The following is a 15,514-nucleotide window of genomic DNA, read 5'->3' as shown; positions in this document are numbered from 1 at the left end:
TGCATTCGATTTTCAAATACTTTCGATCTGAATAAAGCGTTTGTCAATGGATAGGGCGGCGCGCAGAATGGCCGCCAGCATGTCGCCACAGCGGCGGCGCCCTCTCTCCGAGACTCGCATGAAAACCCCCTCGCTAGCTGTCGCATCTCCCGCCCGCGCCGATTCTCCTGCCGCGTTCGCCTTGTTGCCCGTTGCCGCGTTCTGTCTGCTGTGGAGTTCCGCCTTCGCCGCCGCCAAGATCGCCGTGCGCGATTGTCCGCCGATGACCCTGCTTGCCGTGCGCTTCCTGATCGCGGGCGCGCTGATGCTGGGCGTGGCCGCGGCCACGGGCCGCTAGCGCTGGCCGAGCCGGCGCGACTTCGCCGCGCTGGTCTTGCTGGGCCTGCTGAACAACACGCTGTACCTGAGCTTGAGCTGGTCGGGCATGACGCTGGTGTCATCGGCTTTCACCGCGGTGCTGATCAGCACCAATCCGCTCTTGATCGGCGTGCTGGCCGGGCCGGTGCTGGGTGAGCGGCTGAACTGGCGCAAGCTGTCGGGCCTGCTGCTGGGGCTGGCCGGCGTGGCCGTGGTGCTGCGCTCGCGCCTGAGCGGCATGCAGGAAGACGCGCATGGCACCTTGCTCGTGGTCGGCGGACTGATCGCGCTGGTGGCGGGCACGCTGCTGTACAAGCGCCTGAAGCCGTCCGCGGACCTGTGGATGGGCACCGGCATCCAGTCGCTGGCCGGCGCGGCCGCGATGGTGCCGGTCGCGCTGGCGGTCGATGATCTGGGCGCGGCGCACATGACGGCCAGCCTGTTCTGGAGCATGGCCTACATGATCGTGGCCGTGTCGATTGGCGGCTATTACTTGTGGTTCATGATCCTGGGCCGCGCCAGCGCCACCGCGGCCAGCGCGCTGCACTTCCTGATGCCGCCGCTGGGTTTGCTGTTCGGCTGGCTGGTGTTGAGCGAGCCTGTGTCCTGGCTGGACCTGCTGGGCATCGTGCCGATCGCTTTCGGCATCTGGCTGGCCACGCGGCGTGCCGATTGAGTCCGCGATATCCAGCAGGTCGATGCGTCATGACGCCGCCCGCGCTCATGGGGTCGTAGATATGCAACAGCGCGGATCGCGCGTCGCACGCGGGCTTTTCAGCGATGCGGCGCGCGATCCGCGCTGCGCTTGACGCGCATCAAGGCGCGCAATCGGGCGCCATGGTCGCTTCCAGGCCGCATGCAGCCTGCGTGGCGCGTGCAAGGCATCGCTCACGCAAACTCATTCTCATTATCCTGTCGCTTTCGTGTTGCGCTTGCAAAGCCGTTTACCAAATGCAGAGCAAGGCTAGGCGCGGCCCCGCACCGGATGTTAGTCTGCCGGGGTTGCGTACGCGCGGCATCGCGCGTCTTCCTGTCGCGATGTGCTCGCATCGCGCCTGACTGCAAGGAGTCTCATCATGAAAGGCGATAAAACCGTCATCCAGCATCTCAACAAGCAGCTGACCAACGAGCTGACGGCCATCAACCAGTATTTCCTGCATGCGCGCATGCTGAACCACTGGGGCTTCGACAAGCTGGGCAAGCACGAATACGAAGAGTCGATCGGCGAGATGAAGCATGCCGACCGCCTGATCGCGCGCATCTTCATGCTCGACGGCCTGCCCAACCTGCAGGACCTGCACAAGCTGCTGATCGGCGAAGACGTGCCGGAACTGCTGGCCTGTGACCTCAAGCTGGAGCAAGGCGCGCAAGCCACGGTCAAGGAAGCCATCGCGTATTGCGAATCGGTGCGTGACTACGTGTCGCGCGATCTGTTCCAGGACATCCTGGACGACACCGAAGAGCACATCGACTATCTGGAAACCCAGATCGACCTGATCGACAAGGTCGGCCTGCAGAACTACCTGCAGAGCCAGATGTCGGTGCCGGAATAAGGTTGACGGCCTGGCGGCGGTCACAGGATCGCCGCCCAAGACAAAGGCGCCCCGAGGGGCGCCTTTGTTTTTGTACGCGGCCAGAGCGCCGCGTCGATATCGCTGCGATCGCGTTACTGCGGACGGGCCGGGCATTCGGCCATCGTGCCCCAGGCGCGGTTCGGCGCACAGTACTTGTTGCGCGCGGCCCAGGAACACGAGGGGCGTTCGAAGAAGCCCTGCGTGGCGCAATGGGCCAGCTCGCGCTTGAGCGCGTCCTGCCAGCCGGGGGCGCCGGGCGCCTGCGCGGTGTTCGGGGGCGGAGGCGCGGGCATCATCTGGCCGGAACCGTAGCCGCCGGCCTGGACCTGGCCCTGTCCCGCGCCGCCGTTGACGGCGGTCGAGGTGCCGGGCGCCTGCAGATCCAGCGTGCTGACGTCGGACGTGCCCGTGGGCAGCGGCACCTGCTGCGAGGCCGCGGCGATCTCGCGCGCCTGGTCGGCCGAGATGCGCTCGCGCGACAGCTTGACGTTGGGATCGCTGACGGAATCGAACAGCGATACGGTGTTGATGGCCCACTCGCGGTCGGCAGGCTTGTCGGGCACGCCCAGCGTGCCGTCGATGCGCGGCTGCGGCGGCTGCGCCACATAGGGACGCCCGTTGGCATCCAGCACCGGTTGCTGGCCGTCGGCCCCATCCTGGCCGGGCGCGGGCGCGGCGACCGGGGCATGCGCCACCAGCCAGTCGCCAAGTTGAATTCCGCCCCAGGCCGACGCGCCCAGCGCGACCAGCAGCGTTGCGAACAATAAACGCCAAGACATTGCTAAACCTCTTCTGCCGTGCGGAACCCGGACGGGTCTACGCCTTGTCTCCGAAAACCTTGCCGCCATGCTCGCGCATGGCGTGGAATTTCACATCCGGATACAGTTCCTCGGCCACGCGCAGCTGCGCGGGCGAACCGATCAAAAACGCCGCCGCATCGACCACATCATAGGCGATATGGGCAGCATTGGCATCCATGAACTTGCGCAGCGCCTTGGGGTTGTCGGACGTGATCCAGCGCGCCATGGTGTAGCGCGAAGGCAGCATGCGGGCGTCCACGCCGTACTCGGTCTTGAGCCGGTGCGCCACCACTTCGAACTGCAGCTGGCCGACCGCGCCCAGCAGCAGCGAGCCGCCGGCCGCCTCGGGACGGAACACCTGGATGGCGCCTTCCTCGCCCAGCTGCGTGAGGCCGGTGCGCAACTGCTTGGTGCGCAGCGGGTCCTTCACTTCGACGGCCTGGAACAGCTCGGGCGCGAAGAACGGCAGCCCGGTGAACTGCAGGGTTTCGCCTTCGGTCAGCACGTCGCCGAGCTGCAGCACGCCGTGGTTGGGGATGCCGATGACGTCGCCGGCATAGGCCTCGTCCAGCAGCTCGCGCCGCTGCGACAGGAACGACACCACGTTGTTGGGCCGCATTTCCTTGTTGGTGCGCGCCACCTTCAGGCGCATGCCGCGCTCGAAGCGGCCGGAGCTCACGCGCACGAAGGCGACGCGGTCGCGGTGCGCGGGGTCCATGTTGGCCTGCACCTTGAACACCACGCCGGTGAACTTGGGTTCCTCGGGCTGCACCTCGCGTTGCAGCGCGGTGCGCGGGCCGGGCGGCGGGGCCTGCTCGACCAGCGCGTCCAGCACTTCCTGCACGCCGAAGTTGTTGATGGCCGAGCCAAAGAACACCGGGGTCTGCCTGCCGGCCAGGAACTGCGCGCGGTCGAAGGCGGGCGCCGCTTCGTTGATCAGCTCGATCTCGCCGCTGGCCTGTTCGAAGGCCGAGCCGAAGCGGCGGCCGATCTCGGGGTTGGACAAGCCCTCGATGAAGTCGTCGTTGTCGGAGCGGCGCTCCTGGCCGGCGCGGAACACGCGCATGCGGTCGCGGCGGATGTCGAACACGCCGCCGAAGGCCTTGCCCATGCCCACCGGCCACGAGAACGGCACCGCGTCCATGCCCAGGTGCCCTTCGATCTCGGACAGCAGCGCGAGCGGCTCGCGCACTTCGCGGTCCATCTTGTTGATGAAGGTGATGATGGGCGTGTTGCGCGCGCGGCAGACCTGCAGCAGGCGGATGGTCTGCGGCTCCACGCCGTTGGCGGCGTCGATCACCATGAGCGCGGCGTCCACCGCGGTCAGCACGCGGTAGGTGTCTTCCGAGAAGTCCTGGTGGCCCGGGGTGTCGAGCAGGTTGATGACGCAGTCGCGGTATTCCATCTGCATCACCGACGAGGCCACCGAGATGCCGCGCTGCTTTTCGATCTCCATCCAGTCGGATGAGGCGTGGCGCGAGGCCTTGCGGGCCTTGACGCTGCCGGCGATCTGGATCGCGCCTGCGAACAGCAGCAGCTTTTCGGTCAGCGTGGTCTTGCCCGCGTCGGGGTGGGAAATGATGGCGAACGTCCGGCGTCGCGCGACTTCTTGTTGAATGCTCATGATCGGTGGAATATTCGGGCGCCGTGTTTCAGGTCCGGCGCGGTCCTGCTGCGTGCAAAATAGCGCGGGGCTCGCGCCGGGAAGGCGGCGAGCCCCGCTCGGTCGGGTTCAGGAATGGCGGCGGAACGAGGCGAGGAACACCCCGGCCAGGATGAACAGCGACCCGAAGGTCCGGTTCATCCAGCGGATGTGCTTGGCGTCGCGCAGCAGGCGCAGCACGCGTGCCGCCAGCAGCGTGTACACGCCCATCGCCACCAGGTCGGTGAAGGCCAGCGTGCCGGCCAGCGCCGCGTACTGCGCCACCATCGGCAGCGCCGGGTCGACGAACTGCGGCACCACGGCCAGCAGGAACACCGTGCCCTTGGGATTCATGGTGTTGATCAGGAAGCCGCGCATGACCAGCTCGCGGATCGACGCCTGCTTGGGATCGCCGGCGTCGACCGCGACCGGCGCGGCGTCGGTGCGGATCTGGCGCACGCCCAGGTAGATCAGGTAGGCCACGCCCAGGTACTTGACCACGTTGAAGGCCATCTCTGACGTGGCCAGCACCGCGCCCAGGCCGACGGCCACGACCACGAACTGGAACAGGATGCCCATGATCAGGCCGGCCGTGTTCCAGTAGCCGCGCGCGAAGCCGTACTTCAGCCCGGAGGACATGGCCGAGATCGCGCCCGCGCCGGGCGAGAACGAAATGGCCCAGGAGGCCAGGAAAAACGTCAACCAGGTCGATAAGGGCATGATGCGCGCGGGTCCGTGGGTCGCTGTCTGGGTGTGGGCTATCCGCAGATATTACTTGCTGAGCAGCGCGGCCCGCGGCGAGCCGCCGGGACGGCCGCCGTTGCCCGCCGGGCGCGCGGCGCCCTCGGGACGGCGGTGGTTCTGCTGTTGCTGCGGGCGGGCCTCGTTGCGGCCGGCGTGGGCCGGACGGTCGGACGGCTTGCGCTCGCCATCGCGCGGGGCGTGGCCGCGGCCTTCGCCGCCGGCGCGGGCCGGGGCGGGGGCGCGGTTGCCCGAGGGTGCGCGCGGCGCGGCGCCGGCCGGGCGCTGCTGGCCGCGGCCGCCGCCGTTGCCACCGCGGTCGCCACGGTCGCCGCCGCGATCACCGCCGCGGCCGTTGCGCTGGCCGCCGCGAGGCTGGCGCGAGTCTTCGTCCCGTTCCTGGCGCTCGAACGAGGCCGCGGTCGTGGCGGGCGGGGTCCAGCCTTCGACCGGCTTGCGGTCGATGGTCTTCTTGATCAGGCGCTCGATGTCGCGCAGCAGCTTGATTTCGCTGTTGTCGACCAGCGAGACCGCGGCGCCACCGGCGCCGGCGCGGCCGGTGCGGCCGATGCGGTGCACGTAGTCCTCGGGCACGTTGGGCAGCTCGAAGTTCACGACCTGCGGCAGCTGGTCGATGTCCAGGCCGCGGGCGGCGATGTCGGTGGCGACCAGCACGGTGACCGTGCCTTCCTTGAAGCCGGCCAGCGCGCGGGTGCGGGCCGACTGGCTCTTGTTGCCGTGGATGGCGGCGGCGGTCAGGCCGTCCTTGACCAGCTTTTCGGCCAGGCGGTTGGCGCCGTGCTTGGTGCGCGTGAACACCAGCACCTGGTGCCAGCCGCTTTCGCGGATGATGTGGCTGATCAGGTCGCGCTTGTGGTGCTGTTCGACCAGGTGCACGGTCTGCGTGACCAGTTCGGTGGCGGTGTTGCGCGGGGTGACCGAGACTTCGCCCGGGTTGTTCAGCACGCCGCGCGCCAGCGAGCGGATCTCGTCCGAGAAGGTGGCCGAGAACAGCAGGTTCTGGCGCTTCTGCGGCAGCAGCGCCAGGATCTTGCGGATGTCGCGGATGAAGCCCATGTCCAGCATGCGGTCGGCTTCGTCCAGCACCAGGATCTCGACGCCCGACAGGTCGATGGTGCGCTGGCCGCAGTGGTCCAGCAGGCGGCCGGGCGTGGCCACCAGGATGTCCAGCGGCTTCTTCAGCGCGCTGATCTGCGGATTGATGTTGACGCCGCCGAACATCACCATGGATGACAGCGCGGTGTGCTTGCCGTAGGTCTGCACCGATTCGGCCACCTGCGCGGTCAGTTCGCGCGTGGGCGTCAGGATCAGGCAGCGCGGGCGGCCCGGCTTGCGCTGGGCGGGCTTGGTCTGCGACAGCAGGTGCAGGATGGGCAGGGTGAAGCCGGCGGTCTTGCCGGTGCCGGTCTGGGCGGCGGCGAGCAGGTCGCCGCCCTTCAGGACCTGCGGAATGGCCTGGGCCTGGATGGGGGTGGGCGCGGTGTAGCCGGTTTCGGCGATGGCGCGCAACAGGGAATCAGCCAGCCCGAGGTCGGCGAAATTAGAAGAGGCAGTCAAAACAACTCCAGCGGCAGCCCGTCGCTCAAGTTGAGAGACTCCAATCCAGGCGTACGAATAAGGAGAAAAGGGAAGCGCCCTTGCAGGGCGAAGCCAGGCGGCGAAGGGCCCGGCGAACGTGCGCAGATTGGCAAAGCGCACGGCGGGATTGTAGCTGATGTGGCCGCCGGCCATGGCGGCAAGGGGCGTCCTGGTATAACCAAGTAACATATTGCACGACCTTTCTACCAAATAAGTAGTTTCCCTAGGCCGCACTCCCTATAATCCGTGCGCTTTCATCCATTTGAAAATAAGGATTGCTATGAAAAAGGCGGCAATTGCGGGCATCGTCGTGGCGCTGGGCGCGGTTTGGACCGGCTCTGCCTGGTACACGGGCAAGAAGGCCGAAACCTTCGTCAAGCAACTGATTCAGGATGGCAACGTCGATCTGCAGAAGTTCGGCGAGCGCACCGGCGTCACGCCCTCGATCGAGCTGATCTCGTTCGAGCGCGGCGTGTTCTCGTCGACCGAGCGCTATCGCGTCAAGTTCTCGATCCCGGCCAAGGACGGCAAGCCCGGCCATGACGGCGAGATCGAGTTCGTCGAATACCTGGACCACGGTCCCTTCCCGCTGTCGAACCTGAGCCGTGGCAAGCTGGCCCCGGCCATGGTCGCCAGCCGCTTCCAGCTCGTGGAAACGTCCTCGGTCAAGGAATGGTTCGCCGCCGCCAAGGGCTCGGTGCCGCTGTCGGGCTCGTACAGCGTCAGCTATGGCAAGAATGTCGACGGCAAGTTCGACCTGGCCGCCGTCGAATTCGCCAAGGATGCGAACAGCCTGAAGTTCTCGGGCATGAAGGGCGATGTCGAGGTCAACACCGGCACCAAGCACGCCGTCTTCAGCGCGCAGTCGGACAGCCTGGTGATCGGCGGCAAGTCCGACGACAGCGACATCACCAGCATGGCGCTGCAGGGCCTGACGATCGCCGGCAACGGCGCGCCGGGCAAGAGCGACATGTACATGGGCAGCCAGAAGATCGGCTTCAAGACGCTGACGATCAACTCGGCCACCCAGCCGCCCGTGATCGTCAAGGACACCTCGATGTCCTTCGACACGAGCGAGGCCGACGCCGGCGTCAACGCCAAGGCCGTGCTCGACTTCGGCATGATCAACGTGCAGAACCAAGACGTCACCGGCGTCAAGTTCGCGCTGGACATGAAGAACCTGGATCCCAAGGCGCTCAAGGCCCTGAACGAAGTCTATGAAAAGGCCTCGCATCGCATGCTGCAGAGCGGCGGCGAGGAAAAGACGCCGCAGTTCACGCCCGAAGAGCAGCAGATCCTGAAGGACAACGTCCAGCTGCTGCTGGCCGGCAACCCCAGCTTGTCGGTGGCGCCGCTGCAACTGCGCACCGCCAACGGCGCGTCGACCTTCAACCTGGATCTGAACCTGGCCAAGCCCGCATCGCTGGACGCGCCCTTCCCGGACGTGGCCATGCAGACCGTGCGCAAGCTGGACGCCAAGGTCGTGCTGTCCAAGGCCAGCCTGGCCGACCTGATGGCCTTCAAGGCCCAGCAGGACGGCGCGCCGGCCGACCAGGCCCTCAAGACCGCCAAGGGCCAGGCCGACATGGTCGGCACCATGGCGGGCGCCATGGGCCTGGCCAAGGTCGAGAACGACAACGTCGTTTCCTACCTGAACTACGCTGACGGTCAGGTCGATTTCAACGGCAAGAAGATGCCGCTGGAACAGTTCCTGATGATGGCCATGGGCGGCTTCATGGGCAAGCGCTAAGCGCGCGTCCTGCCGGCCCCTGGTGGCCGGCGTCGCAGTGAAACGGGCTGATGCGCCTTGCGCGCATCAGCCCGTTTTCATTGGCGTGGGCGAGCGCAACGCGGCGCTGCGCCCGTGATACTCACCCAGGCAAGGCGCCTGCCTGGACCACGCCGCCCTGCAGCACCGCCACATGGAAGCGCTTGTCGGCCGCCTTCGTGATGTCCTGGGTCGGATCGCCCTGCACCAGCAAGAGGTCGGCGGCGTTGCCGTCCTGGATGGCGCCGTGCCCGTCCATGCCCATCAGGTCGTGCCCGCGCGAGGTGCCCGCGACCAACGCGTCCACCGGCGTCATGCCGAACTCGACCATGTAGGCCAGTTCCATGGCGTTCTCGCCATGCAGGTTGAACGGCGTGCCCGCGTCGGTGCCCATGGCGATGCGGCCGCCGGCCTTGTAGTACATCTGGATGGACTCGCGGTGGCGCTGTTCGACGGCGCGGGCCTTTTCCACCGCGTAGGCGGGGATGCCGTTGTCGGCATTGGCCACGATGTTGCGCACGGCGGCGATGGTGGGCACCAGGTAGGTCTGGGCCTCCAGCATCTCGCGCAGGCATTCCTCGTCCATGAAGATGCCGTGCTCGATGGAATCGATGCCGGCGCGCACGGCGTTCAGGATGCCTTCCGTGCCCTGCGCATGGCTGGCCGTGCTCTTGCGAAAGCGCTTGGCCTCGTGCACGCCGGCCTTCATCTCGGCGAAGCTGTAGTGCGCGTCCATGGGGCTGACGCCCGGCGTCATGACGCCGCCGGTGGCCATGATCTTCACCAGGTCGCAGCCGGCGTGGACCTGCTCGCGCACGGCCTTCACCACTTCCTCGCAGCCGTCGGCCACGCGGCCGATGCGGTTGCCGTGGCCGCCGGTCATGCAGATGATGCGGCCGGACGCCCTGATCGCCGGACCGGGAAAGACGCCGCGCGCGATGGCGTCGCGCACGCCGAATTCCAGGTAGTCCTTGCCGCCGCAGTCGCGCAGCGCGGTGACGCCGCCGCGCAGGCTGGCCTGCGCGTTCTCCAGCGCGGTCAGGGTGATCTGCGCCGGGCCCTGCTTGTTCATCTGCGCGTTGGGGTCGGGGCCGCCGGTGTAGACCAGGTGCACGTGACAGTCCGCCAGGCTGGGCATCAGCGTCATGCCGGCGGTGTCGACCTTGCGGCCGGCATAGCCTTCGAACTCGGCCGCCGGCGCCACGCGCGCGATGCGGCCGTCCTGGACCAGCACGCCGTGTCCGGCCAGGGTCTTGCCCAATCCATCGAATACCAGGCCGCCGATGAACAGGGTTTGCTGCGAGGTGCTCATGTCTCGTTCCTTGGTTCAGTGCATGCGGCCCTAGCCGGCCACGTCCAGCCCCTCGCGGGACATGGATTGCAGGCGCGGCATCAGGCCCAGCAGGTGTTGGCTATAGGGGTGTTGCGGGCGATCGAACAGGGTTTCCGTGTCCGCCACTTCCAGCAGTTCGCCGTAGCGCATCACGCCGACGCGGTCGCACATCTGGCGGATCACGGGCAGGTCGTGGCTGATGAACAGCATGGTCAGGCCGAGCTGTTCCTGCAGGTCCTTGAGCAGGTTCAGGATCTGCGCCTGGATGGACACGTCCAGCGCCGAGGTGGGCTCGTCGCAGATCAGGAAGCGCGGACGCGTGGCCAGGGCGCGCGCGATGCAGATGCGCTGGCGCTGGCCGCCGGAGAATTCGTGCGGATAGCGCTGGGCGGCGCGCTCGCCCAGGCCCACCACGTCGAGCAGGTCGGCGACGATGCGGCGCGCCTGCGCCTCGCTGTCGGCCAGCCGGTGGAAGCGGATGGGCTCGGCGATGATGTCCAGCACGCGCATGCGCGGATTCAGCGAGGAATACGGATCCTGGAAGATCATCTGGATCTGGCGGCGGAAGGGATTGAGCTGCTTCTCGCCCTTGAGCGCGGTCAGGTCGGTGCCGCCGAAGTGCACCGATCCGGCCGACGGCGTGTACAGCCCGGAGATCAGCCGCGCGACCGTGGACTTGCCCGAGCCGGACTCGCCCACCAGGCCGAAAACCTCGCCCTCGCCGATGGCGAAGCCGACGTTCTTGACCGCGTCCAGCGTGCGCTGGTTGCGTTTCAGGAACGCGTTCTTGAGCACGAAGCGCATGCCCAGGCCGCGCACGTCGACCAGCGGGCCGTCGCCACGCCCGCCGAAGTCGCGCCGCTGGCCCAGCCAGTGGGTGGCGATGTCCAGCGGCTGTGCCGGCGTCTTCACGTCCTCGATGTAGGTGACCAGCGGAAAGCGCTTGAGCTTGATGTCGGGCCGGGGCACGGCCGAGATCAGGCTGCGGGTGTAGGGATGGTCGGGATCGCCCAGGATCTTGGCGGTGGCGCCCTCTTCGACCAGCTTGCCGCGATACAGCACCGCCACGCGATCGGTCACGTCGGCGATCACGCCCATGTCGTGCGTGATGATGATCATGCCGACCTGCTCTTCGCGGCACAGCTTGCGCAGCAGCTCCAGGATCTGCGCCTGGATGGACACGTCCAGCGCTGTGGTCGGTTCGTCGGCGATGATGACTTCCGGCTCGCAGCACAGCGCCAGCGCGATCACCACGCGCTGCCGCATGCCGCCGGAGAACTGGTGCGGATACTGCTTGGCGCGCAGCTCGGGCTTGTCGATGCCGACCTGCGCCAACAATTGCACGGCGCGCTTGGCGGCCTCGGCCTGGGACAGGTCCAGGTGCACCTGCATGGTTTCCACCAGCTGGCTTTCCACGGTCTGCAGCGGATCCAGCGAGGTCAGCGGATCCTGGAAGATCATGCCGATGCGCCGGCCGCGCACGCGGCGCTGCTGCGCCGGCGTCAGCGTGTCGATGCGTTCGCCGTTGAGCAACACCTGGCCGCCGGCCAGCCGGCCGGGCGCTTCCAGCAGGCCGATCACGGCGTTGCCGATGGTGGACTTGCCGGCGCCGGATTCGCCCACCACGCCCAGGATCTCGCCTTTCTCCAGGCTCAGGGACACGCCGTCCACCGCCACCATGGTGCCGCGGCGGCTGGGAAATTCGATGCGGATGTCGTCGATGTTCAACAGGGCCATGATGTTCTCAGCGCAGCTTCGGATTGAGCGCGTCGCGCAGCCAGTCGCCCAGCAGGTTGACGGACAGCACCAGCGCCACCAGCACGATGCCGGGGAAGATGGAGATCCACCACATGCCCGAGAACAGGTAGCTGTTGCCGATGCGGATCAAGGTGCCCAGCGACGGCGCGGTCGGCGGCACGCCCACGCCCAGGAAGGACAGCGTGGCCTCGGTGATGATGGCCACGGCCAGGTGGATGGTGGCGATGACCAGCACCGGCCCCATCACGTTGGGCAGGATGTGGCGGCGCAGGATGGTGACGGGGCCGATGCCGATCAGGCGGGCGGCCTGCACGTATTCCTTGTTGCGCTCGACCAGCGTGGAGCCGCGCACGGTGCGCGCGTACTGCACCCAGCCGGAGGTGCCGATGGCGAAGATCAATACGTACATCGCCAGCTCGTCGTGCATGTCGCGCGGCAGCAGCCCGCGCGCCACGCCGTCGATCAGCAGCGCCACCAGGATGGCGGGAAAGGACAGCTGCACGTCGGCGATGCGCATGATGAAGCTGTCCACGCGTCCGCCCGCGTAGCCGCTGATCAGGCCCAGCGTGACGCCCAGCACCATCGAGAACGCGACCGAGGCCAGGCCCACCAGCAGCGACACGCGCGAGCCATAGAGCAGGGCCGAGAAGATGTCGCGGCCCTGGTCGTCGGTGCCGAGCACGAAGGCCGCGCTGCCGCCCTCTTCCCAGGACGGCGGCGTATTGGCGTCGATGATGAGCACCTGGCCCGGGTCGAAGGGATTCTGCGGGGCGATCAGCGGCGCGAACACCGCGCCGAGCACGATCAGCAGCGTGACGAGGGCGCCAATGACGGCGGCGGGCGAGCGCTTGAAGCTGTACCAGAGGTCGCTGTCGGCGGCGCGCGCGAAGAAGGGGGCGATGCGGGCGGTCATGCGGATTCCTTTACGTTCGTCCTGGAAGGTGCCTTACTTGCTCTGCACGCGCAGGCGCGGGTCCACCGCGAAATACAGCAGGTCGACGATCAGGTTGATGACCACGAACATGAATGCGATCAGCACCAGGTAGGCCGCCATGACGGGGATGTCCACCGTGCTGATGGCCTGGATGAACAGCAGGCCCATGCCGGGCCACTGGAACACGGTCTCGGTGATGATGGCGAAGGCGATGATGGAGCCCAGCTGCAGGCCGGTGATGGTGATGACCGGCACCATGGTGTTCTTGAGCGCATGGCGGAAATTGATCAGCCGCTCCGGCAGGCCGCGGGCGCGCGCGAACTTGATGAAGTCGGCGCGCAGCACTTCCAGCATCTCGGCGCGCACCAGCCGCATGATCAGCGTCATCTGGAACAGCGCCAGCGTGATGGCGGGCATGATCAGCGCCAGCAGGCCGGACTTGGTCAGGAAGCCCGTGGTCCACCAGCCCAGTCCGACCACGTCGCCGCGCCCGAAGCTGGGCAGCCAGCGCAGCTGCACGCCGAAGAACAGGATCAGCAGGATGCCGATCAGGAAGGTGGGCAGGGAGATGCCGGCCAGCGAAATGGCCATGAAGGCCTTGGACAGCACGCCGTGGCGCCTGAGCGCCGTGTAGATGCCCATGGGAATGCCCAGCGCCAGCGCCATGACGGCGGACACGAAGGACAGTTCCAGCGTGGCGGGCAGGCGTTCTTCCAGCAGTTCGCTGACGGGGCGGCGGTGGCGGTACGAGACGCCGAAATCGCCGCGCGCGGCGTCGGCCACGAAGCGCGCGTACTGCACCACGAAGGGATCGTTCAGGCCCAGCTGCTCGCGCAGTTGTTCACGTTGTTCCGCCGTGGTGTCCTGGCCCACCATGGTGGCCAGGGGGTCGCCCACGTAACGGAACATGGCGAAGGCGATCAACGCCACGGTGAGCATGACCAGCAGCGACTGGAAGAGTCGTTGCGCGATGAAGGAAAGCATGGGGTGTGGCCCTCAAGAAAGCCGGCGGCGGGGGCGGCCGTATCGCGATCCGGGCGGCCGAGGCCGCCCGGCAAAGGCTGCGCCCGATATCAGGGCAGCACGACGTCGCGCAGGTCGAGCACGTCGTCGGCGCGCTGGATGACCTTGATGTTGTCCTTCACGCCCCAGGACATGGGCTGCTGGTGCAGCGGCAGGTAGCCGTACTCGGCGCGCACGATGCCGAAGGCCTCCTTGATCATCGCGTTGCGCTTGGCCTGGTCGGTCTCGGTGCCGATCTGCGTGATCAGCTCGTCGACCTTCTTGTTGCAATAGCCGCCCAGGTTGAACTGGCCAGAGGCGGTCTTGGCGTCGCGGCAGCCGGCCAGGTTCAGCAGCGCGTTGTGCGCGTCGGTGGAGCTGGGCGTCCAGCCGAGCATGTACATGCTGGTCTGGTTGCCGGCCTGCAGCAGGATCTTGCCGAAGTACTTGGACTTGGTCTGCGCCAGCAGGTTGACCTTGATGCCCACGCGCGTCAGCATGCCGGCCACCGCCTGGCAGATCTTCTCGTCGTTGACGTAGCGGTCGTTGGGGCAGTCCATGGTGACGGAGAAGCCCTTGGGATAGCCGGCCTCGGCCAGCAGCTTCTTGGCGCGCTCCGGATCCGGCTTGTACGGCGCGCCGTAGGACTCGTCATAGCCGTTGATCGAGGTGGCGATCAGCGAGCCCAGCGGCTTGGCCGCGCCGCGCATGATCTTGTCGTTGATGATCTTGGTGTCCACGGCCAGCACCACGGCCTCGCGCACCTTCGGATCCTTGAAGGGGTTCTTGCCCTTCACGTCCGAGAACAGCAGCTCGTCGCGGCTCTGGTCCATGCCGATGAAGATGGCGCGGGCCTCGGGCGCGGTCAGCGGCTTGACGCCCTTGGCGTCTTCCAGGCGTTTCCAGTCCTGCACCGGCACCGGCTGCACCAGGTCCATTTCGCCCGAGATCAGCGCGGCCACGCGCGTGGCTTCCTGCGTGATGGGCTGGAAGATGACCTCGTCGATATTGGTCTTGATGTTCTTGTTCCAGTAGCCGTCATAGCGCTTGAGCACGGTCTTCACGTCGGGCTGGCGCTCGGCCAGCATGAAGGGGCCGGTGCCGTTGGCGTGCAGGTTGGCGTAGTTGCCCTGGTTGTCGCCCTTGATGTTGGTGGCCTCGGTGGTCTTGTTCTTCTCGGACCACGTCTTGCTCATGATGTACAGGAAGGCCCATTCGCGCGGCAGGATGGGGTTGGGCGCGGGCGTGGTGACTTCGACGGTGTAGTCGTCGATCTTCTTGATGTCGGACGCCTTGGCGCCGTAGCCCTTCATGTCGGAGCCCGGCGTCAGGCTGCGCTTCCAGGTGAAGATCACGTCGTCGGCGGTGAAGGGCGAGCCGTCGTGGAATTTCACGCCCTTGCGCAGCTTGAAGATCCATTTGGTGGGCTCGGGGTTTTCCCAGCTCTCGGCCAGCAGCGGCGTCAGCTTCAGCTCGCCGTCATAGCCGGCCAGCGTTTCGTAGATGTTGCCCTGGAAGCCCAGTGTGAAAGTCTCGTTCAGCGCCATCGGGTCCATGGACGAGGCATCGCCCTGGTACGACCAGTGGAAGGTCTTGGCGGCGGCGCCGGCGCTGAAGGCCAGCGAGGCAACCAGGGCCGCCGTCAGCGCAGCCTGTTTGAAAGCGGGGAAAGTACGCATAGCCCTGATGCTCCGTGTGGTGCGCGGATCGCGCGGCAGAGGAATGGGCCCCGACCCCTGGAGGAGTCCGGGGCATGGCGTTGCTGCTTACGACGAGACGGAATTGGGGAATGGACGCCGCGCGGCGCGGCATGCGCGTCGGCCGGCGGGAGCCTTGATGTACATCACTGCGCAGGACTTCGGCTTCACGATACACCCAACCCCATTTTGTGATTCATCGTCATGAGGGGGACGGACCCACGCCCATGCAGAAGGCATCTTATAGAGCCATTCTTTTAAGCGTCAATCGGTTTGGATTGGGGATAGTACGTGCTTGCCAGGGCGCAT

General features: G+C 66.8%; 11 protein-coding genes and 1 pseudogene. 3 read left to right on the top strand and 9 right to left on the bottom strand.

Annotated features, from left to right (window positions below):
- The first annotated feature begins 118 nt into the window (after positions 1–118).
- Positions 119–1,033: pseudogene (locus tag KDH83_RS05695) on the top strand (DMT family transporter).
- Between the two features lie 400 nt (positions 1,034–1,433).
- Positions 1,434–1,910, top strand: a complete 477-nt coding sequence (bfr, locus tag KDH83_RS05690; RefSeq protein WP_103271951.1) for a bacterioferritin — start codon at positions 1,434–1,436, stop codon at positions 1,908–1,910.
- Positions 1,911–2,023: 113 nt separating this feature from the next.
- On the opposite strand, the gene KDH83_RS05685 is transcribed toward bfr, so the two are convergent.
- The 4 genes from KDH83_RS05685 to KDH83_RS05670 all read right to left on the bottom strand — a co-directional run bounded on the left by KDH83_RS05685 (position 2,024) and on the right by KDH83_RS05670 (position 6,692).
- Positions 2,024–2,710 carry a hypothetical protein gene (locus KDH83_RS05685; protein ID WP_212313429.1) on the bottom strand — a complete coding sequence of 229 codons (687 nt, stop codon included), beginning with the start codon at positions 2,708–2,710 and terminating at the stop codon, positions 2,024–2,026.
- Positions 2,711–2,747: 37 nt separating this feature from the next.
- Positions 2,748–4,355: a peptide chain release factor 3 gene (locus tag KDH83_RS05680; RefSeq protein ID WP_212313428.1), complete on the bottom strand. Its 1,608-nt coding sequence runs from the start codon at positions 4,353–4,355 to the stop codon at positions 2,748–2,750.
- 108 nt (positions 4,356–4,463) lie between these two features.
- Positions 4,464–5,093 carry a LysE family transporter gene (locus KDH83_RS05675; protein ID WP_212313427.1) on the bottom strand — a complete coding sequence of 210 codons (630 nt, stop codon included), beginning with the start codon at positions 5,091–5,093 and terminating at the stop codon, positions 4,464–4,466.
- Positions 5,094–5,144: 51 nt separating this feature from the next.
- On the bottom strand, positions 5,145–6,692 hold the full coding sequence (locus KDH83_RS05670; protein WP_212313425.1) for a DEAD/DEAH box helicase: 1,548 nt from the start codon (positions 6,690–6,692) through the stop codon (positions 5,145–5,147).
- Positions 6,693–6,993: 301 nt separating this feature from the next.
- Between KDH83_RS05670 and KDH83_RS05665 the strand changes: the two genes are divergently transcribed.
- Positions 6,994–8,463, top strand: a complete 1,470-nt coding sequence (locus KDH83_RS05665; protein ID WP_212313423.1) for a YdgA family protein — start codon at positions 6,994–6,996, stop codon at positions 8,461–8,463.
- A 121-nt stretch (positions 8,464–8,584) separates the two neighbouring features.
- On the opposite strand, the gene KDH83_RS05660 is transcribed toward KDH83_RS05665, so the two are convergent.
- The 5 genes from KDH83_RS05660 to KDH83_RS05640 form a co-directional block, all read right to left on the bottom strand.
- Positions 8,585–9,793 carry an amidohydrolase family protein gene (locus tag KDH83_RS05660; protein ID WP_212313421.1) on the bottom strand — a complete coding sequence of 403 codons (1,209 nt, stop codon included), beginning with the start codon at positions 9,791–9,793 and terminating at the stop codon, positions 8,585–8,587.
- A gap of 30 nt (positions 9,794–9,823) precedes the next feature.
- Positions 9,824–11,551 (bottom strand): ABC transporter ATP-binding protein, encoded by a 1,728-nt coding sequence (locus KDH83_RS05655; RefSeq protein WP_212313419.1) that lies wholly within the window; start codon positions 11,549–11,551, stop codon positions 9,824–9,826.
- A gap of 7 nt (positions 11,552–11,558) precedes the next feature.
- Complete coding sequence (locus KDH83_RS05650) at positions 11,559–12,485, bottom strand: ABC transporter permease (protein ID WP_103271959.1); 927 nt, start codon at positions 12,483–12,485, stop codon at positions 11,559–11,561.
- Positions 12,486–12,518: 33 nt separating this feature from the next.
- Entirely contained in the window at positions 12,519–13,490 is a 972-nt protein-coding gene (locus KDH83_RS05645; RefSeq protein ID WP_212313417.1) for an ABC transporter permease, read from the bottom strand.
- An 89-nt stretch (positions 13,491–13,579) separates the two neighbouring features.
- Positions 13,580–15,187 carry an ABC transporter substrate-binding protein gene (locus KDH83_RS05640; RefSeq protein WP_212313414.1) on the bottom strand — a complete coding sequence of 536 codons (1,608 nt, stop codon included), beginning with the start codon at positions 15,185–15,187 and terminating at the stop codon, positions 13,580–13,582.
- Between the last annotated feature and the right edge of the window lie 327 nt (positions 15,188–15,514).

Origin of the sequence: Achromobacter sp. Marseille-Q0513 (assembly GCF_018195695.1) — a bacterium.
Classification (GTDB): Bacteria; Pseudomonadota; Gammaproteobacteria; order Burkholderiales; family Burkholderiaceae_B; genus Achromobacter.
The sequence above is the reverse complement of the archived record's forward strand: the minus strand, read 5'-3'. Positions and strand labels throughout refer to the sequence as shown.